Here is a 24,244-nt window from a genome sequence, read left to right as displayed (position 1 = left end):
TCGACAGAACGGCGGCATTCGCTCGCGAGGTTGGGCCAACCGTGGGCTACCGTGACAAAGCGGACCATCGGTGCGCCGCGACTCACGTTCTTCACGCGTCTTCGGACGGAACGGACAGGGAGAAACACATGGCCAGCAAGGCTGAGAAGATCGTCGCCGGGCTCGGTGGCATCGACAACATCGAAGAGGTCGAGGGCTGCATCACCCGCCTCCGCACCGAGGTCAACGACGCCGCCCTGGTCGACGAGGCCGCGCTCAAGGCCGCCGGCGCCCACGGCGTCGTCAAGATGGGCACCGCGATCCAGGTCGTCATCGGCACCGACGCCGACCCCATCGCCGCCGAGATCGAAGACATGATGTGAGCGGCTGACACCAGCCACGAGGGGCCCGTTCCGGCAGGGGAACGGGCCCCTCCGTCATACGGCTACGCTCGTGACATGTCTCGAATCGACGGCCGTACCCCCGAACAGCTCCGCCCCGTCACCATCGAACGCGGCTGGAGCAAGCACGCCGAGGGCTCCGTCCTCATCTCCTTCGGCGACACCAAGGTCTTCTGCACCGCCTCCGTCACCGAAGGCGTCCCGCGCTGGCGCAAGGGCAGCGGCGAGGGCTGGGTCACCGGCGAGTACTCCATGCTGCCCCGCTCCACCAACACCCGCGGCGACCGCGAATCCGTCCGCGGCAAGATCGGCGGCCGCACCCACGAGATCTCCCGCCTCATCGGACGCTCCCTGCGCGCCGTCATCGACTACAAGGCCCTCGGCGAGAACACCATCGTCCTCGACTGCGACGTCCTCCAGGCCGACGGCGGCACCCGCACCGCCGCCATCACCGGCGCCTACGTCGCCCTCGCCGACGCCGTCGCCTGGGCCCAGAACAAGAAGCTCGTCAAGGCCGGCCGCAAGCCCCTCACCGGCACCGTCGCCGCCGTCTCCGTCGGCATCGTCGACGGCACCCCCCTCCTCGACCTCTGCTACGAGGAGGACGTGCGCGCCGACACCGACATGAACGTCGTCTGCACCGGTGACGGACGCTTCGTCGAGGTCCAGGGCACCGCCGAGGCCGAGCCCTTCGACCGCAAGGAGCTCAACGCCCTCCTCGACCTCGCCTCCGGCGGCTGCGCCGACCTCGCCGAGATCCAGCGCAAGGCGCTCGAGGGAACTCTCTGACAGACTGCGGCGTCTTTCGGCATACGGGCGCACGGGTCGAACCGTGCGCCCCGTCCACGAGTCCGTCATACGAGGGGGAGGACCCGACCCTTGAAGCGCCGCCGTTCCATAGCACTCGCCGTCGCCACGGCCGCCGTCACCGTCACCGGCCTGACCGGCTGCGGGGCGCTCGACAAGGCCATGGACTGCGTCAAGACCGCCGACGCCATAGCCACCTCGGTCGACAAGCTCTCGCAGGCCGTCAGCAACGCGTCCAACGACCCCACCCAGATCGAGGAAGCCCTCAACAGCATCGACACCGAGCTGGGCAACCTCAAGAACACCACCGACAACGCGGACCTCGCCAAGGCCGTCGACGACCTCAACAAGGGCGTCGACTCCGTCCGCACCGCGGTGAAGAACGGCGACACCACGCCGGACATCAAGCCCATCACCGACGCGGCTGCCGAGGTCGGCAAGGTCTGCACCCCGGGCTAGACGGTGAGCGCCCGCCGGCGGATCACGACCCGACAGCCCCCAGCCGTACCGACCCGCCCACCCGGACTCGGATAATCGGGGCATGACCCGTCTGATCCTCGCCACCCGCAACGCGGGCAAGATCACCGAACTCCACGCGATCCTCGCCGACGCAGGCCTCGACCTCGAACTCGTCGGCGCGGACGCGTACCCCGAGATCCCCGACGTCAAGGAAACCGGCGTCACCTTCGCCGAGAACGCCCTGCTCAAGGCCCACGCGCTCGCCCGGGCCACCGGCCTCCCCGCCGTCGCCGACGACTCCGGCCTCTGCGTCGACGTCCTGAACGGCGCCCCCGGCATCTTCTCCGCCCGCTGGGCCGGCACCCACGGCGACGACAAGGCCAACCTGAACCTGCTGCTCGCCCAGCTCTCCGACATCGACGCGGCCCACCGCGGCGCCCACTTCGCCTGCGCGGCCGCCCTCGCCCTGCCCGACGGCACGGAACGCGTGGTCGAGGGCCACATGCCCGGCACCCTGCGCCACGAGCCGGTCGGCACCAACGGTTTCGGCTACGACCCGATCCTCCAGCCGGAGGGCTACGAGGTCACCTGCGCCCAGCTCACCCCGGCCGAGAAGAACGCGATCAGCCACCGGGGGAAGGCGTTCCGGGCACTGGTGCCGGTGGTGCGGGAGCTGTTGGGCTGAGGATGCAGCGAAGGCCTCACCCGGAGAAGTCTTGGGTGAGGCCTTCGGTGTACCGGCTGGTGCGGCCTGAGGGATTCGAACCCTCACGGGATTTCTCCCATCGCGACCTAAACGCGAGGCGTCTGCCGTTCCGCCAAGGCCGCTGGTCGCCTGACATCGTAGCGGGCGAGCGGCAGCTCGGGGCAGGTGTAACCGAACCGACCGATGGCGCGTATCCATGGCGCCATCGGCGGGCGCGCCGAACGGCCCGCGCCGACGGGGGCCGGTGCGGGCCGTTCAGGGCTGGAGCGGCAGAGGGGTGGCGGGGCGTCAGGGGCGGCGGGCGTCAGAACTTCGGTTCGGGGGCCCGGGACATCACCATCTCCGCCGCCTCCTCCGGGGTCTCCACCGCCGGCGGGGAGCCGTCCAGGGGACGCTGCGCCGTCTCCTTCATGCAGGCGACCGCGACGACGCCGACCAGCGCCGCGCCCATCGCGTAGTACGCGGGCATCAGGTTGCTGCCGGTCGCGCCGATCAAGGCCGTGATCACCAGCGGGGTCGTCCCGCCGAACAGGGATGCCGAGAGGTTGTAGCCCACCGACAGGGAGCCGTAGCGCACCTGGGTCGGGAAGAGGGCCGGCAGGGCCGCCGACATCGTGCCGAGCAGGCAGACCAGCGACAGGCCGAGCATCAGCATGCCGGCGGTGATCGCCGGCACCCCGCCCTGGCCGATCAGCAGGAACGACGGCAGCGACAGGAAGAGGAAGCCCAGCATGCCCGCCATCAGCACCGGCTTGCGCCCGTACCGGTCGTTGAGCCGGCCGACCCGGGCGATGACCAGCATCAGCAGCACCATCACGAGCAGCAGGATCAGCAGGCCGTGCGTCTCGCTGTAGCCGAGCTCGTCGGACAGGTACGTCGGCATGTACGAGAGCAGCATGTAGTCGCAGATGTTGTACGCGCCGACCAGCGCGATGCACAGGATCAGCGTCGGCCACTGCTCCCGGAAGATCCTGCCCAGGTCGCCCTTGGTCGTGGTCTCCACCGTGTCGGCGGCCTCCGAGGCGTGCGCGGAGTCCGACTCCAGCTTCCGGAAGGCGGGCGTCTCGTCGAGTCGCATCCGCAGGTAGAGGCCGACCAGGCCGAGCGGACCGGCCACCAGGAACGGCACGCGCCAGCCCCAGGCCTCCATCGTGTCGGTGCCCAGCCACGCGCCGAGCGCCGTGACGAGGCCCGCCGCGCCGACGTAGCCCGCGAGGGTGCCGAACTCCAGGAAGCTGCCGAAGTAGCCGCGCCGGCGGTCGGGCGCGTACTCGGCGATGAAGGTGGACGCGCCGCCGTACTCGCCGCCGGTCGAGAAGCCCTGCAGCATGCGGAAGAAGACCAGCAGGACCGGCGCCCAGAAGCCGATGGAGGCGTACGAGGGGATCAGGCCGATCGCGAAGGTGCCGACCGCCATGAGGATCATGGTCAGCGCGAGGACCCTCTTGCGGCCCAGCCGGTCACCCATCGGGCCGAACACCAGGCCGCCCAGCGGGCGGACCAGGAAGGCCACCGCGAAGGTCGCGAACGACGAGAGCAGCTGGACGGTGTCGTTCCCCGGGGGGAAGAAGACGTGGCCGAGGGTCACGGCCAGATAGGCGTAGATGCCGAAGTCGAACCACTCCATGGCATTGCCGAGCGAGGCGGCCTTCACGGCCCGCCTGACCGCCGCCTCGTCGGTCACCGTGATGTCCGTCCGGCGCAGCCGGGGCTGCTGCCGTCGGGTGACGGCCCGGAAGAGGCGCGGGTGGCGCCTCAGGGCTCCGGGATCGGCGGAGGTGTCGAGGTCGGGGGCCGGCATGGCCGTACGTCCTTTCGCTGGGGGCACTCCAGGAAGGGCGTCTGTTCGGTCATGCCGTCCGCAAACCGATTCCGGCCGGTTATGCGACCCAGGTCACGCCTCGATCTTCAGGTCCTTGAGGATCTTGGCGACGTGGCCGGTGGCCTTCACGTTGTAGAGGGCGCGCTCGATCCTGCCCTCTTCGTCGACGACGACGGTCGAGCGGATCACGCCCGTCACCGTCTTGCCGTACAGCTTCTTCTCGCCGAAGGCGCCGTACGCCTCCAGGACCTTCTTGTCCGGGTCGCCGACCAGCGTGACCTTCAGGTGCTCCTGCTCGCGGAACTTCGCGAGCTTCTCCGGCTTGTCCGGGGACACGCCGATGACGTCGTACCCGGCGCCGGCCAGCAGGTCCAGGTTGTCCGTGAAGTCGCAGGCCTGCTTCGTGCAGCCGGGGGTCAGGGCGGCCGGGTAGAAGTAGACGATGACCTTGCGGCCCTTGTGGTCCGCGAGGGAGACCTCGTTGCCGTCCGCGTCGGGAAGGGTGAAGGCGGGGGCGGTGTCGCCGGGCTGCAGTCGCTCGCTCATGGCTCTCCTCGGGGTCGTACGCGTACGCCGACCCAGCCTAATGGGGGTCTGTGCCAACCCTTGCCGTCATGAGCTGACAGACTGTCCACAACGACCGGAACACGACCACGGAGGCAGCGGTGTCGGACGCCAGGACCCCTGCGCAGATCGAGGCGGACATCGTCCGCCGGCGCGAGCAGCTCGCCGTCACTCTCGACGAGATCGGCATTCGGGTGCACCCGAAGACGATCATCGGGGACGCCAAGGCGAAGGTGGCGGCCCAGGTCGACCACACCGCCGGGCGGGCGTTCGTCGCCGTGAACCGGTTGGTCTCCGACGTGAAGGCCCGGTTCACGCACGACGACGGCGCGCCGCGGCTGGAGCGCGTGGTGCCTGCGGCCCTGGTCGTCGTGGCCGTGATCGGGCTGATCGCCGCGTCGTCCCGCCGGGACAAGGGGTGACCCTTCCCCGCCCGCTCGTCGCCCGTCCCGGGTACGGGCGACACGCCCGGGCAGGTAGGTTCGAACCGTGAGCGACAACACGCACGACAAGCTGCCCATCCGGATGCTCCACGACCGCGTCCTGGTACGGACCGACTCTCCCGAGGGGGAGCGCCGCTCGGGCGGCGGCATCCTGATCCCGGCGACCGCGGCCGTCGGCCGCCGCCTCGCCTGGGCCGAGGTCGTCGCCGTCGGGCAGAACGTCCGTACGGTCGAGATCGGCGACCGGGTCCTGTACGACCCCGAGGACCGCGCCGAGGTCGAGGTGCGGGGCGTGGCGTACGTCCTGATGCGCGAGCGCGACCTGCACGCGGTCGCCGCGGACCGTTTCCAGGGCGCGACCGACTCGACGGGCCTTTACCTCTAGATCCGCGGTCGGGAGCTCTGGACCCGGTCGGGCCGAGACCTCGGATCAGGTCGGGCGAGGGCTTCTGATCCGGTCGGGTGAAGGGCCCGGAGCCGTTCGGGCGAAGGTTCCGGATCGGTTCGGGTCACGGCTGCGCAGGCTGTCGGCGAAGGGTCTGGTGACCGGTGTCACCAGGCCCTTTGTCTGTTTCTTGCTACGCTCGAGGTACCCGACGAGACGCGCCGTACCGGGTTTCACGACAAGACGACGCACCCCTGTTGATCCGTCTCGCGGAGGTGTTCGTCGTCATGGCCTGGGTTCTTCTCCTCGTCGCCGGCCTGCTGGAAGTCGGCTGGTCGATCGGCATGAAGTACACCGAGGGCTTCACCCGTCTCTGGCCCAGCGTCTTCACCGCCGCCGGGATCGTCGCCTCGATGATGCTGCTCTCGCAGGCCGCCAAGACCCTGCCGATCGGTACCGCCTACGGCGTGTGGGTCGGCATCGGTGCGGCCGGTGCGGCGGTGCTCGGCATGGTGGTGCTGGGTGAGCCGGCGACCGCCGCCCGCATCTTCTTCGTCTGTCTGCTGCTCGTGGCCGTGGTCGGCCTCAAGGCGACATCGGGCCACTGACCTGCGGTCCGGTCGGCGGGGCCGGCGCGGCCCGGTCCGGCTGGGGGGCCTCCTCCGCCAGGGCGGGGACCCCCGCCGGGTCGGCGCCGGCGCCCGGGGCCGATTGCGGCATCCGTACGAGGTCCTGGGCCGGTTCCGGCCGCCGGGGCTCGGCAGGTCCGGCCTCCGGACCCGGCGGCACCCGTACGCCGCCGGCCCCCTCCCGTACCGCGTCCTGCCGTGCGGACGCCTTGGGGGCCGCGGGGCGGGGGCGGGCGGGGCGGTGGTTCGCGCCGGGGCCCTCGTAGCCCTCCGCCGCTCCGGGGAAGTCGGGCAGGGGCGCCAGGGGATGTTCCTCGGCGCCCTCCATCAGTCGGAGGTCGAAGTCCTTCGCGGGCACTCCCGCGAGCGCGTCGCGGGTGAACTGGGCCCAGATCTCGGCCGGTGCCCCGCCGCCGTTCATCCGGGGCAGTCCGAGCGCCCCGTACAGAGAGAGCTGCCGGCCCGTGTCCGGGTCCTGGCCCATCATGGCGACCACGGTGGCGAGTTCGGGGGTGTAGCCGGCGAACCAGGCCGCCTTGTCGTCCTCCGCCGTGCCCGTCTTGCCCACGGCCGGCCGCCCGGCCGCGAGCGCCGCCGTGCCCGTGCCGCCCTCGACCACGCTCCTGAGCACGGAGGTCGTGGTGTCGGCGGCCTCGCGCCCGATGACCTGGCGGTCGCCGGTGCCCGGCAGCGCGAACTCCTCGCCGTCCCTGACGACCTTCTCGACCAGGGTGTACGAGCCGTGCCGGCCGTGGTTCGCCAGCGTCGCGTAGGCCTGGGCGAGGTCCAGGACGCTGGCGGTGGCCGGGCCGAGCGCGATGGAGGGCGAGGCGGTGAGGTCGGGCGTCCGGCGCGGCAGGCCGAGCGCGACGGCGGTGTCGCGGACCCGGGCCGGGCCGACGTCGACCGCCATCTGGGCGTAGACGGCGTTCACCGAGTAGTCGGTGGCGGACCGCACGGTGAGGGAGCCGTAGCTGGTGTCGTCCTCGTTGGCCGGGTCGTACGGCGCGCCGCTCCAGCCCTGCACGGGGCGCCGGTTGTCGCCGTCGTAGAAGGTGTTCGGGGTGATCCGCTCGCCGTCCTGCGTCTGGGCGCCGTGCTGGAACGCGGCGGCGAGGACGAAGGGCTTGAAGGTGGAGCCGACCTGGTAGTCGCGGCGGGTCGCGTTGTTGACGAACTGGCGGGTGTAGTCGATGCCGCCGTAGAGGGCGACGACCTTGCCGCTCGCCGGGTCGACGGCCGCGCCGCCGACCCGCACCCAGCGGTCGGCGGGGTGGCGTTCCGGGTCGAGCTTCGAGGTCACGTTCTCCTCGACGGCCTTCACGAAGGCGTCCTGCTTGCCCCGTTCCAGGGTGGTGGTGATCCGGAAGCCTCCGGCGGCCAGGGTCTTCTCGTCGACGATGCCGTGCTCCGTCAGGTACTGCTCGACGGCCTGCACGAGATAGCCGCGCTGCCCGGAGAGCCCGGACGAGGCGTGCATCGGCTGCGGGGCGGGGAAGACGGCGGCGGTGCGGGCGGCGGGGGAGAGCCAGCCCTCCTTGACCATGCCGTCGAGGACGTAGTACCAGCGGGCGAGGGCCCGGTCCCGGTTCTCCGGGTGGGTGGCGACGTCGTACGCGTTGGGGGCGTTGAGCAGGGAGGCGAGGTACGCGCCCTCGGCGGTGTCGAGGTCCTTGGCGTCCTTGCCGTAGTAGGCGCGGGCGGCGGCCTGCACGCCGTAGGCGTTGCGGCCGAAGTAGCTGGTGTTCAGGTAGCCCTCGAGGATCTCCTCCTTGCTCTTCTCGCGGCCGAGCTTGAGCGCGATGAAGAACTCCTTCGCCTTGCGGGTGAGGGTCTGCTCCTGGCCCAGGTAGTAGTTCTTGACGTACTGCTGGGTGATGGTGGAGCCGGACTGGCGGCCCTTGCCGGTGAGGGTGTTCCAGGTGGCGCGGACCATCGCGCGCGGGTCGACGGCCTGCGAGGTGTGGAAGTCGCGGTCCTCGGCGGCGAGGACGGCGTGCTGGACGGCGACCGGGATGCGCTCCAGGCTCACGTTCTCGCGGTCGACCTCCCCGTCGCGGGCGAGTTGGGTGCCGTCGCGGTAGAGGAAGAGGTTGGACTGGGCGACCGCGGTGGCGTTGGCCGGCGGGATGTCCACGAGCAGGTAGCCGGCGACGAAGGCGCCGAGCAGCAGCAGGGCGCCGAACACGACGAGGCCGAGCAGCCGCCGGAGGATGCGGCGCGGGCGGCTGCGGGGGCGGCGGGTGCGGTGGCCCGGGCGCTTCGGCGGTGGGGCGGGGACGGTGGGGTCCCGCGGGTCCCAGACGAAGTCGGCATCGGGCGGTTCGGGTGGGAGGACCTCGCGCGCCGCACCTGACGGCATACCGGATGAAGGGGACATAGCCATACATCCTGCCCCCGTGAGGGGCCGCTGGGCCGGAAATCCGCTCGCGACGACACGGGAAATCCCACTAAGGTCGGGCGCTTTGGCGCGGACGGCACCGATCGTGCCGAAAAGAAGGGATCGGAAGCATGCTCCGGCTCTATGCCACGGTGGCCGCGGGTGGCTTCCGACGCCATGCCACCTACCGGGTGGCCACCGCGGCAGGCGTGTTCACCAACACCGTCTTCGGCTTCATCCTGTCGTACACCTATATCGCCCTCTGGAACGCGCGTCCCTCGCTCGGCGGATACGCCATGGAGGACGCGCTCGCCTATGTGTGGATCGGCCAGGGGCTCCTCACCGTGTGCGGACTCATGGGCGGCGGCTTCGAGGACGAGCTGATGGAGCGGATCCGCACCGGCGACATCGCGGTCGACCTCTACCGGCCCGCCGACCTCCAGACCTGGTGGTTCTCGGCCAACCTGGGCCGCTCCGCCTACCAGCTCCTCGGCCGCGGCGTCCTGCCGATGGTCTTCGGCGCCCTCGTCTTCGGCATCACCCTGCCGTCGAGCCCCTGGACCTGGCCCGCCTTCCTGCTCGCCGTGACGCTCGGCTCGATCGTCAGCTTCGCCATCTGGTACCTGGTCGCGATGAGCGCGTTCTGGCTGCTCGACGGACAGGGCGTGGCCCAGGTCGCCTGGCTCGGCGGCCTGTTCTTCTCCGGCATGCTGCTCCCGCTCGGCGTCTTCCCGGGCGCCCTGGGCGAGGTGGCCCGGACGCTCCCCTGGGCGTCGATGCTCCAGGTGCCGGCGGACGTCTACCTGGAGCGGTACGAGGGCTGGGGCCTGGTGCGGGCGTACGCGTTCCAGGGCGGCTGGGCGGTGGCACTGCTGGCGGCGGGCCGGGCGGCACAGGCGGCGGCGACGCGGAAGGTGGTGGTGCAGGGTGGCTGAGCGATCCGCGGAGGTGTCCGGGACGGGGAAGGCCGGGGACGCGGGCTCCGCGCAGGTGCCGGCGGCCGGGGCGACGGGGGGTGCCCGGGCGGGAGACGTGCCCGGGGCCGGGGTGCCCGGGGCCGGGGTGTCCGGGGGCCGGGCGGCCGGGGACGCGCGGACCGCCGAGGCGTCCGCGGCCGGGGCGGCGGGGGACGTGCGCTCCGGGCGGGTGCCGGCGGCCCGGACGGCCGGGGACGCGCGTGCGGCGCAGGTGCCGCTGGTCCGGGCGGCGGCCGAGTCGTGGCGGACGTACCGGATGATCGCGGCGATGTGGATCCGCTCGACGATGACGTACCGCTCCTCCTTCGCCCTGACCGTCCTCTCCTCCTTCACGGTCACCATCTTCGACTTCGTCGTCATCCTCCTGATGTTCGGTCAGGTCGAAGGCCTCGGCGGCTTCTCCTTCGCCGAGGTCGCCTTCCTGTACGGGACGACGGGGGTGTCCTTCGGCCTCGCGGACCTGGTGGCGGGCTCGCTGCCGAGGATGGGCAAGCGGGTACGGGACGGCTCCCTGGACACGTTCCTGCTGCGGCCGGCGCCGGTCCTGGCGCAGGTCGCGGCCGACCGTTTCGCGCTGCGGAGACTGGGACGGGTGACACAGGGCCTGCTGGTCCTGATCTGGGGCCTGGTCCTGCTCGACGGCGTGGCCTGGACACCGCTGAAGGTGCTGCTGGTACCGGTGATGCTGCTGAGTGGAGCGCTGATCTTCGCGGCGCTGATGGTGGTCGGGGCGTCCGCGCTGTTCTGGCTGCAGGACGCCGCGGAGGTGACCAATTCGTTCACGTACGGCGGCAACACCATGCTCCAGTACCCGCCGACGATCTTCGCGCAGGACCTCGTGCGGGGCGTCGTGTACGTCGTACCGCTCGCGTTCGTGAACTGGCTGCCCGCCCTGTACGTCCTCGGGCGGCCGGCGCCGGCCGGGGTGCCGGGGTGGACGGCGTTCGCGTCACCGCTGGTGGCGGTCGCGTGCTGTGCGGTGGCGGGATGGGCGTGGCGGACGGGCCTGCGGGCATACCGATCGACGGGAAGCTGAGATGTCCTTCATCGAACTCGACGGCCTGGAGAAGACCTTCACGGTACGGCGGCGGGCGGGCCTGCTGCGCCGCGAGAAACGGGAGGTCAGAGCGGTCGACGGCATCTCCTTCACCGTGGAGCGGGGGGAGATGGTCGGCTACATCGGCCCGAACGGCGCCGGGAAGTCCACCACCATCAAGATGCTCACGGGCATCCTCACCCCGAGCGGCGGCCGGCTGCGGGTGGCCGGCATCGACCCGTCGCGGGAGCGGACGAGGCTGGCCGAGCGGATCGGGGTGGTCTTCGGCCAGCGCACGACCCTGTGGTGGGACCTTCCGCTCCGGGACTCGTACGCACTCGTCCACCGCATGTACCGGATCCCGGACGCCCGGTTCCGGGAGAACCTGGCGCGCTGTGTGGACCTCCTGGAGCTGGGCGAGCTCCTCGACGTCCCCGTACGGCAGCTGTCCCTCGGCCAGCGCATGCGCGGGGACATCGCGGCGGCGCTGCTGCACGACCCGGAGGTGCTGTACCTGGACGAGCCGACGATCGGCCTGGACGTGGTGTCCAAGGCGAAGGTGCGGGAGTTCCTGAGGGAACTGAACGCGACCCGCGGCACCACGGTCCTGCTGACGACGCACGACCTGACCGACATCGAGCAGCTGTGCCGGCGGGTGATGGTCATCGACCACGGGCGCCTGATGTACGACGGGGAGCTGGCGGGCCTCCACGCGGTCGGGGAGAGCGAGCGCCTGCTGGTGGTCGACCTGGCGCGCGAGACGCCCCCGATCGACGTACCGGGCGCCCGCTTCGTCCGCGCCGAGGGGCCACGGCAGTGGCTGTCCCTGCCGGCCTCCGCGTCGGCCGCCCCGGTCGTGGCGGCGGTGGCCGCGGCGTACCCGCTCGTCGACCTCTCGGTGCGGGAACCGGACATCGAGGCGGTGATCGCGAAGATGTACGGGGGCGGGGCGGCGGCGGTGCGGGGAACTCCGGATGCGGCTGAGGAGTCCCTGAGATAGGGAGGTGAGGTGATGGTCAGCTTCACGTACACGGCGGCGGACGCGGAGAAGAGCCGAGGAGTCCGCCGCATGAAGGCCCTGGCGACGGGCCTGCTCGCGCTGGTCGCGGGGATCTACGCCCTGGCCACGTGGGCGAAGGCCTCGGACGCGGGCGCCTGGGCGGGCTATGTGGCGGCCGCGGCGGAGGCCGGCATGGTCGGCGCGCTGGCGGACTGGTTCGCGGTGACGGCGCTGTTCCGGCGCCCGCTGGGGCTGCCGATCCCGCACACGGCGATCATCCCGACGAAGAAGGACCAGCTGGGCGCGTCGCTGGGGTCGTTCGTGGGGGAGAACTTCCTGTCCGCGGACGTCGTACGGGGCAGGCTGCGCGGCTTCGCCATCGCGAGCCGCCTGGGCACCTGGCTGGCCGACCCGGCGCACGCGGACCGCGTCACCTCGGAACTGGCCGCGGCCCTGCGCGGGGCGCTGACGGTGCTGCGGGACGCGGACGTACAGGCGGTGGTCGGGGAGGCGATCACGCGGAGGGCGGAGGCCGCGGAGGTGGGCCCGCCGCTGGGCAAGACCCTGGGCAAGATGGTGGCGGACGGCGCCCACCACAGGGCGGTGGACCTGATCTGCGCGCGGGGCCACGACTGGCTGGTGACGCACCGGGGCTCGGTGATGGAGGCGATCGAGGGCGGCGCCCCGGGCTGGACGCCGCGCTTCGTGGACCGCAAGGTGGGCGACCGCGTCTACCGCGAGCTGCTCCGCTTCGTGACGGAGATGCGGGACATGCCGGGCCACCCGGCGCGCGCCTCCATCGACCGCTTCCTCACGGACTTCGCGGCGGACCTCCAGGCCGACACGGACACGAGGGCGCGCGTCGAGCGCCTGAAGTCCGACATCCTGGCCCGCCCGGAGGTCCAGGACATCATCGCCTCGGCGTGGTCATCGGTCCGCGCCCTGCTCCTGGCCGCGGCGGAGGACGACCAGAGCCAGCTGCGCCGCCGCGCCCGCGCCTCCCTGATCGCCCTGGGCAAGCGCCTGGCCTCGGACACCCGCCTGCAGGCCAAGGTCGAAGGCTGGGCCGAGGACGCGGCGGCGTACGTGGTGACGACCTACCGCACCGAGATCACGTCCCTGATCACGGACACGGTGGCGGGCTGGGACGCCACCCAGACCTCCAGAAAGATCGAGGCCAACATCGGCCGCGACCTCCAGTTCATCCGCATCAACGGCACGGTGGTCGGTGCGCTGGCGGGCCTCGTGATCTACACGATCAGCCACGCGCTGGGCGGCTGACACCCGCCTCGCCTCGGCCCGCCGCGCCCCGCCGCGCGGCTCAGCCTCGGTCACCGGCGCCCGGCGACCGGCGGCGCCGGGCGGCGGGGGCAGCGCCGCGGCGCGTGACGGACGACCGGCTGCGGTCAGCCTGCCTTGCGGGTGACGGCGTACGAGGTGGCGGCCATGGCCCCGGCCACGGAGAACACGGAGGGCCAGGCGCCGATCTTCTTGGCGAGCGGATGCGACCCGGCGAAGGCGGCGACGTAGGCGGCCGTCAGCCCGCCGGCCACCTTCGCCCCACCCACCTGCTGCCACTCCCGCGCCGCCACTCCACCGGCTACCGCGAGCACGACCCCACCCAGCGGCCGCTTCTTGGTCCACCGGGCCACGGCGTAACCACCGACGAGTCCGGCGGCGGCGATGACGGGGGAGGGGATGCGGGGCATGACGGGGCCTTTCGGTCGCACGTGGGAGCTACGGCATCGAGCCTAATGGTCAGCTACTCGGGGCCGAGGGGCTCATTTGCCACGAGCTGTTCCGGCTGCCGCGTCTACCAGGATTCGTCAGCCTTGCGAATCCGCTTCGCGGAGTTCTTCGGGAGGCCCGTGTCCCAAATGCCGACCATGACCCAGTAGGCGGCCTTCGCTCGCCCGCCCGTGCCGTCATGTCGGGTGCCGCCCCCGGTGGCCGCTGTAGTGATCCTGCCCTTCATGCCTTCCGCGGTGCTCGTGGAGGCGAGCCGCTGGGCCATCCGCTTGTCATCGATCAGCTCAGGGTGACGTCCGATGATGAGTCCAAGGCCGTGGATGATGACCCCTTCCCAGGTGAACCGAGAGCGTCCCCAGGCGTTCTCGGCCACGGTCAGGGCACGGTCGAGAGCGTCCGCTCCGAACTGCTTGACCAGTGCGTGCGCCTTGGTGATCGCGCCGAACTGGTTGGCGGAGCTGCTGCCAGCAGTCAGGTGGTGCTTCTTCAGAACGGCTTCGACCTCGACATAGGGGCTGTGCCCAGCGGCGACCCCATTCTTGTGCTCATCGAAAGCGCTGGGCTTCTTGCTGTCCCGGTTCTTAGCCAGGAACATGTCGGCTTCCTGAGCTCGTGCCAAACCGGTGTGCACGTCCGCATGCAGATACAGGTGCTGAGCTTCCCTCGCGGCGAGCCACCGGTGCTGCCCGTCGATGATGTGGAAGGTGCCATTACCTCGGTCGGAGACAATGATGGAGCCGAGCTTGTTCTCGTCGAAGGCGTCAGCCATCTTCTTCGCGCGCGCCTTGTCGGGTTCGCGCTGCACATCGTGGTCAACAAACAGATTCTCCACCGGTATCCGGACGCCGTAGGTAACGGTGTGGTTGACCGAGGGCATGCCCAACCTGCTTTCGTGGTCTTCGAGTTCCGGGCGGTGTCAGTCGCGGAGGGAGGCACGCGACGAACGCGCGGCTCCGAGGCGTGGCGCGAAGAGCCAGGTGCGGCTTGAGGCGGCAGTGGACACGGTCGCGTCTCCCGAGAAGCTGATGAGTGCTCAGTTTCAACGATCGTTGATCGTACTATGGGTTTTGTGCCATCTGAGGGCCTTATGGCGCAGCCGCCTCTGTCTCCCGAGGCGAGGAGACTGCTTCGATGAAGGCGCTCCAGGCGTCCCCACGTACGGCCAGCACGGGCCCACCCAGTTGCTTTGAATCCCGTATCAAGGTCCTGTCCTTGGTGCGGTAGCACTCGACGCACTCACCCCCAGAGCCGTTGCTGTAGGTGGACTTGAACCACTCGCCGCGGTCGTGCGTTGCCGGTGTGGAGCTGCTCATATCGTGTAGTCCTTCAGTAGCGTGGTGATGATGTGGGTCGAGCGGTGGGGGCTTGCCGCAGCCGCGCGCAGATTGTCGAAGGCCCTGGTGTACGCACGTACCTCGTCAGCTCCTTCCAGGTAGACGGCATCTGTGATGCCGTCCCGGTACACGATGTCTGGATCCTCGGGATCGGGGAAGCCCAGCATGCTGAAGGTGCCTGTGGCGGGGTACGGGCCAGCGTCGAAAGTCAGGACTTGCAGGGTGACGCTGGGCAGTTCGGACGTCTCCAGTACCTTCTCAAGCTGCTCACGCATGACGGTCTGGTCGCCGATGACGGACCGTAGAGCGCTCTCGTGCACCACGAACCAAGTGTCTGGCGCGCCGGGTGATTGGAGGCGCGCCTGGCGTTCCATCCGGACGCTCACCGCGCGGTTGATGTCCTCATCGGCCATCTGATTGGTCGCCCGATGCAGTTCGGCGGCATACGCGGGGGTCTGCATGAGACCGGGCACGAACTCGTTCTGGTACTGGCGGAACGTGGAAGCGTCCTGTTCCAGGCCGATGTAGATCGAAAACCATGTGGGAACGCCGTTACCGTGGGCCTGCCACCAGCCCTTCGTCTTCGCCTGCCGCGCCAGCGATTTGAGGAACTCGCGTAGCTCGTCATCCACCTCGTAGAAGCGGCAGAGCGCTTCGACGTCAGACGGCTGGACTCTTCCCGTGCCCGTTTCCATGCGGTTCACCTTGGAACCGCTCCAGTCGAGGGCCGCGCCGACCTGTGCGCACGTCATCCTTCTCGACTCGCGGAGCTTCTTTAGTTCGATCGACAGGCGTCGGCGGCGAGCGGTGGGTGAACCGGCCATCTCAATCCCCTCTCTTCTAGCGGATGTTCAGTTTGCGCACCAGAGGGACCGCCGGCCAATCACTCGAAGGTGGGAATCCCGCCGTGCACATTGCATGCTGGGATGTGCAACGCAATGCTAGTCACCCATCACGTTCCGCCACTGAAGGGGAGAAGGAATGAATGATGACGGGTGCATGCAGAGGAAGCCCTGGGAACTCCCGTTCCTTGCTGAGGCGCGGGAAGTGGCCGCGCTTCGGCGCATCGTGCGGCTACACCTCAAGGCTTGGGGCCTGCAACGGCAGACAGGGGCGGCTCAACTCTGCGTGAGTGAACTCGTCGCGAACGTGATTCGGCACGTGGGTCCGGGGACGCCGACGTCACTACGGCTGTCTATGAACGGAACGCATCTTCGGATCGAAGTCAGTGACCCGGATTGCCGGGCGCTGCCGACGTTACTTGCCACGAGTCCGGACACCGAGGCGGGTCGAGGGCTGGTGCTTGTGGACGCGGTGGCTGACCGCTGGGGTGTACTGCTCGGGTCGGACCGAAAGGTGACGTGGTGCGAGATCACGACTGACCTCATCAGTCCGAACGGTCATGGGGGCGGGGTGCGCGTCACGCGTGCCGAGGCCATGATCTCGCTCTATGGCGCCGTGGCTTCCCCACGCGCGGTCAACGCGAGTCGGCTGAGTGCCGCAGTGGCCAAGGATGCCGCGATCGACGTGATGGTGGACCTCTTGCATTGGATGGGGGCCCATGGCTATGACGTCGATGACGTGCTGGATATGGCGCAGACTCGATTCGAGGCTGGCCTGTGATGAGCCCGTACCTGACGAGGTGAAACGAACTCCGGTGTATCGCGGGACCCTCTGATCTAGATTCCCCTCATGGGGATTCGAGACTTGCTCAGCGAGGTCGCCAGCACTTACGACCGTACTGCCGGTTCGGGGCGCGATGTGAAGGGGCAGCAGGTCCTGCGGAAGGTGGCAGGGCGTACTGACCTCGCCCTTCCGCCTGGTTTCAAGGCGAAGGGTCACGGAGGGCAGACAACGCCAGCCGCGACCCCCTGGATCGGTGTCTTCGAGGAGAGCGGCCAGCGTGATCCCAAGAAGGGGCTGTACCTGGCCTACATCTTCAGTCAGGATCTGGCGGACGTGTCGTTGACCTTGCAGCAGGGGATCACCTGGCTGGAAGACCGACTCGGCAGAGGACAGGCACGCGAAGACCACCTCCGACGCCACGCGGCTCGACTTCGCCGAGCCGTGCGACGGCAGGAACGCCACGGTTGGGTTGACGAGCCGCGGCTGCGGGACGGGGCGGCGCGACCCCGGGCGTACGAGGCGGCCAGTGTCATTGCCAAGACGTACGACACGGCCGCTCTGCCCACTGATGTCACGCTCATGGAAGACCTGCTGCTTGGGATCGAGTCTCTGCGGCTTGCTGAAGAGGCTGACCGCGTGTGGTGGGGGAGCGATGCCCCTGAGGCGTTGGAGATGTCCTACGAACCGGGCCATCACGCCCCCCAGCCGGTCGCCAATCCGCTCGCCAACTTCCGGCCGAAGGACAGTAGTGATTACGTGGCGCAGATCCGCGCTCGGCAGCAGGTCAAGCGGCGGAGCCACGAAACTCTGATCGGGGACTTTGGTCTCCATATATGCGAGCGTGGCTACGTCCCCATCACAGACCTTCAGCACCCCAAGGACCTTGTGCTACGCCCTCAGGGCGCCTCTGAGGAGTCGAGCGAGGAGTGGCTGGTTGAGGCGAAGGTCGTCCGCAATGGGAACCCCACTCAGGCGGTTCGCGAGGCGATCGGACAGCTCTACGAATACCGCCACTTCCTCTACCTGAAGCGACCTGATCCCTTCCTGATAGGGCTCTTTTCGGAGGAGATCGGCGCCTACGCGCCGTACTTGGAAGACCAAGGAATCGCCTCGGTCTGGCGCGACGGTTCCGGGTGGGGCGGCTCCGCCAGGGCGCAGGAGTGGGGCATGACCTCTTAGCGCTGACTCAGGCTTCTTCGCCCCCGTGGCACTCCCCGTAAGCCCGTCCCGACCCGCACCAGCAAGCCGCCCCCCGGAGCGGCGGCCAGGTCGTCGCTCGGCCGCGGGCGGCCAGGGTGGTGGCGTACTGGGGGAGGAGGTCCGGGTTGGCCGGGGTGGAGGATTCCGAGGCGGCGAAGGCTTCGTAGGAGGGGACCGTGGCCGGGACGATGCCCAGGTTCGGGGTGCCGGACTGGGCGAGCTCGCGGAGCGAGGCCTCGATGTCCGTGAGGTGGGCCCGGTACGTCGGGTACTCGGCCTCCAGTTCCGGGTACGCCGCCAGGAGCTCGTCCAGTTCCCGCTCCGGCCAGTGCAGGACCGCCACCGGGAAGGGGCGGGACAGGGCGGTGCGGTAGGAGCCGAGTTCCGAGCGCAGGCGGACGATCTCGGCCTGGAGCTCCGCCGGGTCCGACGAGCCCAGGGCCCACAGGCGCTTCGGGTCGTGCAGCTCGTCCAGCGGTACGTCCGCCGTGTGCAGGCCGTCCGCCAGGGTGTCGGGCGCGTCGTGGGGGAGGGCCAGCAGGCGGCGGACCCGGTGCCGGGCGGTCAGGAGGGACTGGAGGGCGTACGAGATGTCCTCCGCCTCCGCGGGGGCGAGCAGACGCGCCGCTTCCGTCAGCGTCGCCTCCGCGTTCTCCAGCTCGTCGTGCGCCTCCAGCGTCTCCGCGATGATCTGCCACGGTGCCGGCTGCTCCGGGCGGGCCGTGCGGACACCGTCGATGATCGCCCGCGCCTCGGCCTCGTGGCCGTACTCCCACAGGTTGGCCGCCTTGAGGGACCTGATCAGGAGCGGGTCGGCCGGGGAGGACGCGAGCAGGTCGTCGTACAAGAGGGTGGCTCGCTCGCGCTCGCCTGCCAGTTCCAGGTGGGCCGCCGCGCGCAGCAGCAGCGGTTCCCGGTCCTCCGGGTACTGCCCCGCGGTGCGGAGCAGGCGCTCGGCTTCGGTGGTGTCGTCGGCAGGCGTGTCGGGGCGCATGTCGACCACCGTACTGCTGTACGGCCCTGGAGAGTTGGCGCCTCAGCACTTATCGTGCCCGCCGTGCGAGGACGAATTCCGGTTGTCGTGCAGGCGCGCGGCCCGGCCCGCAGGGGGCGCGGGCCCGTCGGGCGCGCGCTGTTCTCCTGTGCCGAAGGGCTTGTCACCTGCGGCGTTCTCCTCGTGCTCCTCGTCGCCCACCAGCTGTGGTGGACCAACGAACAGGCCCGCGCCGAGGCCGGCCGCTCGGTACGCGCACTCGAGCGGGAGTGGGACGCCTCACCTCCCGTCGTGTCACCTTCCGAGACGAACGAGACGAACGAGATGCCTGAGACGCCCGGTGTGCCCGGTGCCGGCGAGGTGCCTGTCGGGGCGTCCTCCAGTACGGGGCAGGGCGGTGGCGGTCAGGGCGGCGGGGGAGGGGACCGGGACGGAACCTCACGTGCAGCCCTGCCTGGGGCCGGCTCCGCCTATGCCGTTCTCCGTATCCCCCGGATCGGGCTCACCGTGCCCGTCGCCGCCGGTGTCGGCAAGCGCACCGTCCTCGACCGCGGCTACGTCGGGCACTACCCCGGGACCGCCGCGCCCGGCCGCACCGGGAACTTCGCCCTCGCCGGGCACCGCAACACCCACGGCGAGCCCTTCCGCTACATCAACCGGCTGCAGCCCGGTGACACCCTCACCGTCCGGACCCGCGACGGGACCTTCACCTATCGCGTCGACCGCGTCCTGCCGCAGACCTCCGCCCGCGACACCGGGGTCGTCCAGCCCGTCCCCCGCTCCCTCGTCCACCCGTCCTACGGGTACGACCGGCCCGGCGCCTATCTCACCCTCACCACCTGTACGCCCGAGTTCACCTCGCGCTACCGGCTCGTCGTCTGGGCCAAGCTCGTCTCGGGCTAGTTCGCATTCGAGGGAGCCGCGGCCGTCGTCACCGTCGCCGTGCCGCCGCGAGCGTGACCGCCGCTCCCACAGCGCCCAGGGCCGCCGACGCCACCACCGCCGCGTCCGGACCAGCCGTCGCGACGGCCAGGGCGAGCGCCACGCCCGCCGAGGAGCCGATGTAGCGGGCGGTGTTGTTCGCGCCCGAGCCCATCGCCACCCGCTCCGGTGGTACGGAGTCCACGGCCAGGCGCGGCAGCGCCGCGTTCAGCAGGCCGCTGCCCGCGCCCGCCACCAGCAGGCCCGGCAGGAGGCGGGGCCACTGGGGTCCGTGCCCGCCGCCGCCCAGGGCGCCGAACAGGGCCAGCACTCCCGCCGTCGACAGCGCGAAGCCGACCGCCAGTTGGTACGGGGCCGCGAGCCGGCCCGCCAGGCGGCGGGTCTGCAGCGCCACCACGAACGCCGTGCCCGACCACAGCAGGAACAGCCACGCCGTGCTCAGCGGGGCCATCCCGGCGCCCCGCTGCAGCAGCGCCGGCAGCACGCTGAAGAAGCCGATCACGGCCAGGCCCGTGAAGAGCGCCCCCGCCGTGGCCGCCCGGAAGGCCGGGCGCCGGAACAGCGCCAGGTCGATCATCGGCGTACGGCTGCGCCGCTCGATCCGTACGAACGCCGCCGCCAGCACCACCGCGGCGAGCAGCAGCAGGCCCACCGGAGGACGCAGCCAGCCGTCCCTGCCCAAGGTCAGCGCCGTGAGCAGAGCGGCCAGGGCCAGGCCGAGCGCGAGCGCGCCGGCGATGTCCGGGCGGCCCTCGCGCGGCGCGCGGGACTCGGCGAGGGGACGGGTGCCGAGCGCGGCCACGAGCAGGGTGGCCGCCCCGAGGACCTCGTACGTCCACCGCCAGCCGGCCGATCCGCTGAGCGTGCCCGCGAGCAGTGGGCCGAGTGCGATGCCCGCCGTGACGAACGCGCCCCACACCCCGGTCGCCCGGATCCGCGCGGCACCGGTCGGGTACGCGTGGGCCAGCAGCCCGAGGCTCGCGGCGAGCACGGCGGCGCTCGCGGCGCCCTGCGCGACCCGGGCGAGCGTGAACGTGAGGGTGGTGGTCGCGAGGCCGCCGAGGGCGGTGGTGAGTCCGAGACCCAGGGCGCCGAGGAGGAAGACCCGCCGTCGCCCGTGCTGGTCGGCGAGGCTGCCGGCCACCAGGAGGACGACGGCGAGGCCCAGCGGGGTGCCGTTCAGCAGCCAGGCCTGCGCGGACGGCGCCGTCCCGAAGGCGGCGGCCGTCGCGGGCAGGGTGAGCATCGGGGCCGTGTAGTTCATCAGCGTGAGCGCGGTGGCGGCGCTGGTGACGGCGAGCGTGGCGCCGGGGCGAGGGCGGCGGCTCCCGCCGGAGAGGCCGGGGGGCGGGGACTCGGCGTCGGCCCTGGTGGCGGCTGTGCCTGCGCTCGTGGGGACGGTGGTGGCGGCAACCCTGGTGCTGGTGCCGGTGCCGGTGCCGGTGCCGGTGCCGGTGTCGGTGCCGGGGCCTGCGCCGGTGCCAGCGCCAGTGGTGCCAAGAGTTGTGGCGGTGGGTTCGGACACGGCAGGTCCTCTTCGGGTGGGTTCGGCCGCGGACGTGGCCGGTCCTTGGCGGGTGGCTTCGGACACGGCAGGTCCTCGGGGAGTGGGTTCGGACATGACACGTCCTCTGGGTGGGTTCGGTGAATGAACCTTCTGCTTCGATCCCCACCGTAGCACCCTAGGTTCATTCATTGAACCTTGTTCGCTATACTCGTCCCATGGCCCTCGGCAAGGACTACGCCACCCAGCAGTGCTCCATCGCCCGCGCGCTCGAGGTCGTCGGCGAGCGCTGGACCCTTCTCGTCGTGCGCGACGCCTTCTACGGCGTGCGCCGCTACAGCGACTTCCTCGCCCACCTCGGCGCCCCCCGCGCCGTGCTCGCGGCCCGCCTCCAGGCCCTCGTCGGCATCGGGGTCCTCGACAAGCGGCGCTACCAGGAATCACCGCCGCGCGACGAGTACGTGCTCACCGAGCGCGGCATCGGCCTGTGGCCCGTCCTGCGCTCGCTCGGGCTGTGGGGGCGCGAGGCCCTGCCCGGGGCCGTACCGATGCGCCACTTCCACCACGTCGACTGCGGCACCGAGGTCGGCCCGTACGGCGAGTGCCCGGCCTGCCGGATCGCCGTGCACCCCGCCGACATCGAGATGCGGCCCGGCGCCGGGCTCGACCCGGCCCCCGCCGACCCGGTCAGCCGCGCCCTGCTCGCCCCGCGCCGACTCCTCGTGCCCCTGGACCTCTCTTGACCAAGTGAACGACGAACGCGGAACTGCTTCCGACCGAAACGCGGACCTGCTCCGACCGGACGCGGGACCGGACGCGGACCTGTTTCGACCGAACGCGGAACTGTTCCGGCCGGATACGGAACTCCTTCCGCCCGAATGCCGTCGTGTATAACGGATGAGATCCGTGAAAGGAGGATGAGATGGTCAAGGACCTGGTGCTGCGCGTCCTCGCGCCGCTGCTCGTCCTCCTCGCCCTCGCCGATCTGCTGCTCTCCGACGGTTCGAGCGGCGCCGGTCTCTCCGCCGCCTTCGCCGTCGCCGCGGCCGGCGTCTTCTGCGCCCTCATCGGCGCCCGTACGGCCCCGCCCGTGCCGCCCACCCGCGTGCGCACCGCCCTGCGCGACCGCGCCCGACGTACCGCCTTCCTGCCGCAACGCGACCCCGACGCCCCGGGTCGCCGCAGGCCGCGAGCGCCCGGCCGTCTCCTCCTGACGGCCGCGTAGGGGCACGCACCAGCTCGCCGTACCGGCGCGCACCTGCTCGTCGTGGGGTATCTCGCCGACTCGCCGCGACAGCGCGCGCGAAGCCCGCCGTACGAGCACGTATCCGCTCGCCCCTGCGCGGTTCCGTCCTGCCGACATCCCCATTTTTCCGGCACGACGAGACCCCACGGAGGGCTCCCATGTCCGTCTTCGCGTCCCTGGTCGAGCAGCTCGCCGACCTGCTCCACCCGCTCTTCGCCACCGCCTCCACCGCCGCCGCGATCGTCCTCTTCACGATGGGCGTACGGCTCGCGGTCCACCCCCTCTCCCGCGCCGCCGCCCGTGGTCAGAAGGCCCGCACGCGGCTCGCTCCCCAGCTCGCCGAGCTGCGCAAGAAGCACGCCAAGAACCCGGAGCGGCTGCAGAAGGCGGTCATGGAGCTGCACGCGGAGGAGAAGGTCTCGCCGTTCGCCGGCTGCCTGCCCAGCCTGCTCCAGGCGCCCGCGTTCTTCCTGATGTTCCACCTCTTCTCCAGCGGGCGGATGGCCGGGCACAGCCTCTTCGCCGCGCCCCTCGGTGACCACTACGCCGACGCCCTCTCCCACGGCGGCGTCCTCGGCCCCGCCGGCCTGGTCTACCTCGCGCTCTTCGCGATCGTCGCCGCCGTCGCCACGTACAACTTCGTCCGCGCGAAGCGGCAGCAGGCCCTGACCCCGGCCGCCGACCCGGGTCAGCCGGGCGCCGCGCTCGCCGCGGGCATGGCCCGCTACCTCCCGCTGCTCTCCTTCGCGACCCTGATCTCGGTCGCCGTCGTGCCGCTGGCCGCCGCGCTCTACATCGTCACCAGCACCACCTGGAGCGCCGTCGAGCGCGCCTTCCTCTACCGGGACATGCCCGCCGCCGGAGCCCTTGCGCCGAGCGTCTAGAGCGGTCTGGGGATCCGGCGCTACGGGGCTACGGCGCTACGGCGCCCCCCGGCCGCCGGGTGGTGCGGCGCCCGGCTTGTTACCCGGGCGTAAGGGTCCAGGGTGTGAACGGGGTCTTGCAGAGTGACCCGTTCTCTTGGAGGATCGACCAATCCTCCGATGGCCGCACTCCATCGGCCGGGGCTCGTCACGGCCCGCTCCCGGGCCACCTCGACCACTAGGAGAAGACCATGAAGCTGCTGCGTGTCGGCCCGGCGGGGGCCGAGCGGCCTGCCCTCCTCGACGAGGACGGAACCCTGCGCGACCTGTCCGCCGTGGTCGACGACATCGACGGCGCCCTGCTCGCCGACGGTGCCGCGCTCGACCGCGTACGCGCCGCGCTCGGCGCGGGCGTGCTGCCCGCGCTCGACCCGGCCGGGCTGCGGATCGGCCCGCCCGTCGGCCGGATCGGCAAGGTCGTGTGCATCGGGCTGAACTACCACGGCCACGCCGCCGAGGTCGGAGCGGCGATCCCGGAGGAGCCCGTCGTCTTCCTCAAGGCCGCCGACACCGTCATCGGCCCTGACGACACCGTGCTCGTCCCCCGCGGCTCCGTGAAGACCGACTGGGAGGTCGAGCTCGCCATCGTCATCGGCCGCACCGCCCGTTACCTGGAGACCGACGAGCAGGCCCTCGCCCACGTCGCCGGCTACGCCCTCGCCCACGACGTCTCCGAGCGCGAGTTCCAGATCGAGCGCGGCGGCACCTGGGACAAGGGCAAGAACTGCGAGACCTTCAACCCGCTGGGCCCGTGGCTCGTCACCGCCGACGAGGTGCCGGACCCGCAGGACCTCGGCCTGAAGCTGTGGGTCAACGGCGAGCTGAAGCAGGACGGCCACACCTCCGACCAGATCTTCAAGGTCGCGGAGGTCGTCCGGTACGTCAGCCGGTTCATGACGCTCTACCCCGGCGACGTCATCAACACCGGCACGCCCGCGGGCGTTGCCATGGGGCAGCCGGAGCCCAAGCCGTACCTGCGCCCGGGCGACGTCGTCGAGCTGGAGGTCGAAGGCCTGGGCCGCCAGCGCCAGGAGCTCAAGAGCGCGTGAGCCGGGCGCGCGGGTCGGCGAACCGGGCGCTCGGGTCGGTGAGCCGGTCGCGTCCGTGAGCCGGTCCGCTGCGTGAGCCGATCACGTAC

Annotated in this window: 27 protein-coding genes, 1 tRNA gene and 1 riboswitch; of the genes, 18 read left to right on the top strand and 10 right to left on the bottom strand. The window is 70.9% G+C overall.

The genetic code is table 11. The features are described from left to right. Positions 1-128: 128 nt before the first annotated feature. The 4 genes from ACIRQF_RS34335 to rdgB all read left to right on the top strand — a co-directional run bounded on the left by ACIRQF_RS34335 (position 129) and on the right by rdgB (position 2,331). Positions 129-362, top strand: a complete 234-nt coding sequence (locus tag ACIRQF_RS34335) for a glucose PTS transporter subunit EIIB (protein WP_376637483.1) — start codon at positions 129-131, stop codon at positions 360-362. A gap of 75 nt (positions 363-437) precedes the next feature. Continuing rightward, the gene (gene rph, locus ACIRQF_RS34330) at positions 438-1,169 is read left to right on the top strand and encodes a ribonuclease PH (protein ID WP_376637482.1); all 732 of its coding nucleotides are present in this window, start codon (positions 438-440) and stop codon (positions 1,167-1,169) included. Positions 1,170-1,259: 90 nt separating this feature from the next. After that, positions 1,260-1,646: a hypothetical protein gene (locus ACIRQF_RS34325; protein ID WP_382483655.1), complete on the top strand. Its 387-nt coding sequence runs from the start codon at positions 1,260-1,262 to the stop codon at positions 1,644-1,646. Between the two features lie 82 nt (positions 1,647-1,728). After that, positions 1,729-2,331: an RdgB/HAM1 family non-canonical purine NTP pyrophosphatase gene (rdgB, locus tag ACIRQF_RS34320; RefSeq protein ID WP_376637480.1), complete on the top strand. Its 603-nt coding sequence runs from the start codon at positions 1,729-1,731 to the stop codon at positions 2,329-2,331. A gap of 57 nt (positions 2,332-2,388) precedes the next feature. Here rdgB and ACIRQF_RS34315 read toward each other — a convergent pair. The 3 genes from ACIRQF_RS34315 to bcp form a co-directional block, all read right to left on the bottom strand. Next, a tRNA-Leu gene (locus tag ACIRQF_RS34315) sits at positions 2,389-2,474 on the bottom strand. A 182-nt stretch (positions 2,475-2,656) separates the two neighbouring features. Further along, positions 2,657-4,153, bottom strand: a complete 1,497-nt coding sequence (gene proP, locus ACIRQF_RS34310; protein ID WP_404098456.1) for a glycine betaine/L-proline transporter ProP — start codon at positions 4,151-4,153, stop codon at positions 2,657-2,659. A gap of 93 nt (positions 4,154-4,246) precedes the next feature. Beyond that, the gene (gene bcp / locus ACIRQF_RS34305) at positions 4,247-4,720 is read right to left on the bottom strand and encodes a thioredoxin-dependent thiol peroxidase (RefSeq protein WP_376637478.1); all 474 of its coding nucleotides are present in this window, start codon (positions 4,718-4,720) and stop codon (positions 4,247-4,249) included. A gap of 119 nt (positions 4,721-4,839) precedes the next feature. Here bcp and ACIRQF_RS34300 point away from each other — a divergent pair, with 119 nt between their 5' ends. From ACIRQF_RS34300 to ACIRQF_RS34290, 3 genes are all read left to right on the top strand, one after another. After that, the gene (locus ACIRQF_RS34300) at positions 4,840-5,160 is read left to right on the top strand and encodes a DUF3618 domain-containing protein (protein ID WP_404098453.1); all 321 of its coding nucleotides are present in this window, start codon (positions 4,840-4,842) and stop codon (positions 5,158-5,160) included. Positions 5,161-5,227: 67 nt separating this feature from the next. Beyond that, the gene (locus tag ACIRQF_RS34295) at positions 5,228-5,566 is read left to right on the top strand and encodes a GroES family chaperonin (RefSeq protein WP_376637476.1); all 339 of its coding nucleotides are present in this window, start codon (positions 5,228-5,230) and stop codon (positions 5,564-5,566) included. 183 nt (positions 5,567-5,749) lie between these two features. Next, positions 5,750-5,819, top strand: a riboswitch (guanidine-III (ykkC-III) riboswitch). A gap of 34 nt (positions 5,820-5,853) precedes the next feature. Beyond that, positions 5,854-6,174: a DMT family transporter gene (locus ACIRQF_RS34290; protein ID WP_376637475.1), complete on the top strand. Its 321-nt coding sequence runs from the start codon at positions 5,854-5,856 to the stop codon at positions 6,172-6,174. Here ACIRQF_RS34290 and ACIRQF_RS34285 read toward each other — a convergent pair. Next, positions 6,152-8,557, bottom strand: coding sequence for a transglycosylase domain-containing protein (locus ACIRQF_RS34285; RefSeq protein ID WP_404098622.1), 2,406 nt, complete (start codon positions 8,555-8,557; stop codon positions 6,152-6,154). The genes ACIRQF_RS34290 and ACIRQF_RS34285 overlap by 23 nt on opposite strands. Before the next feature lie 149 nt (positions 8,558-8,706). Here ACIRQF_RS34285 and ACIRQF_RS34280 point away from each other — a divergent pair, with 149 nt between their 5' ends. The 4 genes from ACIRQF_RS34280 (at position 8,707) to ACIRQF_RS34265 (ending at position 12,869) form a co-directional block, all read left to right on the top strand. Then, positions 8,707-9,510 carry an ABC transporter permease gene (locus tag ACIRQF_RS34280; protein ID WP_404098451.1) on the top strand — a complete coding sequence of 268 codons (804 nt, stop codon included), beginning with the start codon at positions 8,707-8,709 and terminating at the stop codon, positions 9,508-9,510. Positions 9,511-9,808: 298 nt separating this feature from the next. Further along, positions 9,809-10,588, top strand: a complete 780-nt coding sequence (locus ACIRQF_RS34275) for an ABC transporter permease (RefSeq protein ID WP_404098619.1) — start codon at positions 9,809-9,811, stop codon at positions 10,586-10,588. Position 10,589: 1 nt separating this feature from the next. Next, positions 10,590-11,588 (top strand): ATP-binding cassette domain-containing protein, encoded by a 999-nt coding sequence (locus ACIRQF_RS34270; RefSeq protein ID WP_376637473.1) that lies wholly within the window; start codon positions 10,590-10,592, stop codon positions 11,586-11,588. 12 nt (positions 11,589-11,600) lie between these two features. Beyond that, a complete protein-coding gene (locus tag ACIRQF_RS34265; protein ID WP_376637472.1) occupies positions 11,601-12,869 on the top strand; it encodes a DUF445 domain-containing protein in 1,269 nt (422 codons plus the stop codon). Positions 12,870-12,994: 125 nt separating this feature from the next. Here ACIRQF_RS34265 and ACIRQF_RS34260 read toward each other — a convergent pair whose 3' ends face one another. The 4 genes from ACIRQF_RS34260 to ACIRQF_RS34245 all read right to left on the bottom strand — a co-directional run bounded on the left by ACIRQF_RS34260 (position 12,995) and on the right by ACIRQF_RS34245 (position 15,495). Then, on the bottom strand, positions 12,995-13,297 hold the full coding sequence (locus ACIRQF_RS34260; RefSeq protein ID WP_376637471.1) for a hypothetical protein: 303 nt from the start codon (positions 13,295-13,297) through the stop codon (positions 12,995-12,997). Between the two features lie 104 nt (positions 13,298-13,401). Beyond that, positions 13,402-14,214: a DUF6551 family protein gene (locus ACIRQF_RS34255; RefSeq protein ID WP_404098447.1), complete on the bottom strand. Its 813-nt coding sequence runs from the start codon at positions 14,212-14,214 to the stop codon at positions 13,402-13,404. Positions 14,215-14,422: 208 nt separating this feature from the next. Beyond that, entirely contained in the window at positions 14,423-14,650 is a 228-nt protein-coding gene (locus ACIRQF_RS34250) for a DUF397 domain-containing protein (protein WP_404098444.1), read from the bottom strand. Further along, complete coding sequence (locus ACIRQF_RS34245) at positions 14,647-15,495, bottom strand: helix-turn-helix domain-containing protein (protein ID WP_404098441.1); 849 nt, start codon at positions 15,493-15,495, stop codon at positions 14,647-14,649. Before ACIRQF_RS34245 ends, ACIRQF_RS34250 begins: the two co-directional genes overlap by 4 nt. A 157-nt stretch (positions 15,496-15,652) precedes the next feature. Here ACIRQF_RS34245 and ACIRQF_RS34240 point away from each other — a divergent pair, with 157 nt between their 5' ends. Then, positions 15,653-16,294, top strand: a complete 642-nt coding sequence (locus ACIRQF_RS34240) for an ATP-binding protein (RefSeq protein ID WP_376637467.1) — start codon at positions 15,653-15,655, stop codon at positions 16,292-16,294. 69 nt (positions 16,295-16,363) lie between these two features. Next, the gene (locus ACIRQF_RS34235; RefSeq protein WP_404098436.1) at positions 16,364-17,476 is read left to right on the top strand and encodes an MrcB family domain-containing protein; all 1,113 of its coding nucleotides are present in this window, start codon (positions 16,364-16,366) and stop codon (positions 17,474-17,476) included. 7 nt (positions 17,477-17,483) lie between these two features. Here ACIRQF_RS34235 and ACIRQF_RS34230 read toward each other — a convergent pair whose 3' ends face one another. Beyond that, positions 17,484-18,491 (bottom strand): SEC-C metal-binding domain-containing protein, encoded by a 1,008-nt coding sequence (locus tag ACIRQF_RS34230; RefSeq protein ID WP_404098433.1) that lies wholly within the window; start codon positions 18,489-18,491, stop codon positions 17,484-17,486. Positions 18,492-18,554: 63 nt separating this feature from the next. Between ACIRQF_RS34230 and ACIRQF_RS34225 the strand changes: the two genes are divergently transcribed. Then, positions 18,555-19,394 (top strand): class E sortase, encoded by an 840-nt coding sequence (locus ACIRQF_RS34225; RefSeq protein ID WP_404098430.1) that lies wholly within the window; start codon positions 18,555-18,557, stop codon positions 19,392-19,394. Positions 19,395-19,422: 28 nt separating this feature from the next. Here the strand turns inward: ACIRQF_RS34225 and ACIRQF_RS34220 are convergent, their stop codons facing one another. Next, entirely contained in the window at positions 19,423-20,958 is a 1,536-nt protein-coding gene (locus ACIRQF_RS34220; RefSeq protein WP_404098427.1) for an MFS transporter, read from the bottom strand. A 197-nt stretch (positions 20,959-21,155) separates the two neighbouring features. Between ACIRQF_RS34220 and ACIRQF_RS34215 the strand changes: the two genes are divergently transcribed. From ACIRQF_RS34215 to ACIRQF_RS34200, 4 genes are all read left to right on the top strand, one after another. Then, entirely contained in the window at positions 21,156-21,680 is a 525-nt protein-coding gene (locus tag ACIRQF_RS34215; protein WP_404098425.1) for a winged helix-turn-helix transcriptional regulator, read from the top strand. A gap of 179 nt (positions 21,681-21,859) precedes the next feature. Beyond that, entirely contained in the window at positions 21,860-22,162 is a 303-nt protein-coding gene (locus ACIRQF_RS34210) for a DUF6412 domain-containing protein (RefSeq protein ID WP_376637463.1), read from the top strand. Between the two features lie 179 nt (positions 22,163-22,341). Beyond that, entirely contained in the window at positions 22,342-23,067 is a 726-nt protein-coding gene (locus tag ACIRQF_RS34205) for a YidC/Oxa1 family membrane protein insertase (RefSeq protein ID WP_376637462.1), read from the top strand. A gap of 230 nt (positions 23,068-23,297) precedes the next feature. Further along, positions 23,298-24,155 carry a fumarylacetoacetate hydrolase family protein gene (locus tag ACIRQF_RS34200; protein WP_404098422.1) on the top strand — a complete coding sequence of 286 codons (858 nt, stop codon included), beginning with the start codon at positions 23,298-23,300 and terminating at the stop codon, positions 24,153-24,155. The last annotated feature ends 89 nt before the right edge of the window (positions 24,156-24,244 follow it).

Origin of the sequence: Streptomyces sp. NPDC101191, from assembly GCF_044767915.1 — a bacterium.
Classification (GTDB): Bacteria; Actinomycetota; Actinomycetes; order Streptomycetales; family Streptomycetaceae; genus Streptomyces.
This window is presented reverse-complemented; position numbering and strand designations above follow the sequence as displayed.

What these genes read in the sequence shown, in the direction of transcription:
- ACIRQF_RS34280 (WP_404098451.1), top strand. Translation starts at nt 8,707, where the DNA reads ATGCTCCGGCTCTATGCCACGGTGGCCGCGGGTGGCTTCCGACGCCAT.
- ACIRQF_RS34210 (WP_376637463.1), top strand. Translation starts at nt 21,860, where the DNA reads ATGGTCAAGGACCTGGTGCTGCGCGTCCTCGCGCCGCTGCTCGTCCTC.
- ACIRQF_RS34285 (WP_404098622.1), bottom strand. Translation starts at nt 8,557, where the DNA reads ATGCCGTCAGGTGCGGCGCGCGAGGTCCTCCCACCCGAACCGCCCGAT.
- ACIRQF_RS34200 (WP_404098422.1), top strand. Translation starts at nt 23,298, where the DNA reads ATGAAGCTGCTGCGTGTCGGCCCGGCGGGGGCCGAGCGGCCTGCCCTC.
- ACIRQF_RS34335 (WP_376637483.1), top strand. Translation starts at nt 129, where the DNA reads ATGGCCAGCAAGGCTGAGAAGATCGTCGCCGGGCTCGGTGGCATCGAC.
- ACIRQF_RS34275 (WP_404098619.1), top strand. Translation starts at nt 9,809, where the DNA reads ATGATCGCGGCGATGTGGATCCGCTCGACGATGACGTACCGCTCCTCC.
- ACIRQF_RS34255 (WP_404098447.1), bottom strand. Translation starts at nt 14,214, where the DNA reads ATGCCCTCGGTCAACCACACCGTTACCTACGGCGTCCGGATACCGGTG.
- ACIRQF_RS34205 (WP_376637462.1), top strand. Translation starts at nt 22,342, where the DNA reads ATGTCCGTCTTCGCGTCCCTGGTCGAGCAGCTCGCCGACCTGCTCCAC.
- ACIRQF_RS34260 (WP_376637471.1), bottom strand. Translation starts at nt 13,297, where the DNA reads ATGCCCCGCATCCCCTCCCCCGTCATCGCCGCCGCCGGACTCGTCGGT.
- ACIRQF_RS34215 (WP_404098425.1), top strand. Translation starts at nt 21,156, where the DNA reads ATGGCCCTCGGCAAGGACTACGCCACCCAGCAGTGCTCCATCGCCCGC.
- rdgB (WP_376637480.1), top strand. Translation starts at nt 1,729, where the DNA reads ATGACCCGTCTGATCCTCGCCACCCGCAACGCGGGCAAGATCACCGAA.
- rph (WP_376637482.1), top strand. Translation starts at nt 438, where the DNA reads ATGTCTCGAATCGACGGCCGTACCCCCGAACAGCTCCGCCCCGTCACC.
- ACIRQF_RS34240 (WP_376637467.1), top strand. Translation starts at nt 15,653, where the DNA reads ATGAATGATGACGGGTGCATGCAGAGGAAGCCCTGGGAACTCCCGTTC.
- bcp (WP_376637478.1), bottom strand. Translation starts at nt 4,720, where the DNA reads ATGAGCGAGCGACTGCAGCCCGGCGACACCGCCCCCGCCTTCACCCTT.
- ACIRQF_RS34270 (WP_376637473.1), top strand. Translation starts at nt 10,590, where the DNA reads ATGTCCTTCATCGAACTCGACGGCCTGGAGAAGACCTTCACGGTACGG.
- ACIRQF_RS34290 (WP_376637475.1), top strand. Translation starts at nt 5,854, where the DNA reads ATGGCCTGGGTTCTTCTCCTCGTCGCCGGCCTGCTGGAAGTCGGCTGG.
- ACIRQF_RS34250 (WP_404098444.1), bottom strand. Translation starts at nt 14,650, where the DNA reads ATGAGCAGCTCCACACCGGCAACGCACGACCGCGGCGAGTGGTTCAAG.
- proP (WP_404098456.1), bottom strand. Translation starts at nt 4,153, where the DNA reads ATGCCGGCCCCCGACCTCGACACCTCCGCCGATCCCGGAGCCCTGAGG.
- ACIRQF_RS34245 (WP_404098441.1), bottom strand. Translation starts at nt 15,495, where the DNA reads ATGGCCGGTTCACCCACCGCTCGCCGCCGACGCCTGTCGATCGAACTA.
- ACIRQF_RS34265 (WP_376637472.1), top strand. Translation starts at nt 11,601, where the DNA reads ATGGTCAGCTTCACGTACACGGCGGCGGACGCGGAGAAGAGCCGAGGA.
- ACIRQF_RS34230 (WP_404098433.1), bottom strand. Translation starts at nt 18,491, where the DNA reads ATGCGCCCCGACACGCCTGCCGACGACACCACCGAAGCCGAGCGCCTG.
- ACIRQF_RS34235 (WP_404098436.1), top strand. Translation starts at nt 16,364, where the DNA reads ATGGGGATTCGAGACTTGCTCAGCGAGGTCGCCAGCACTTACGACCGT.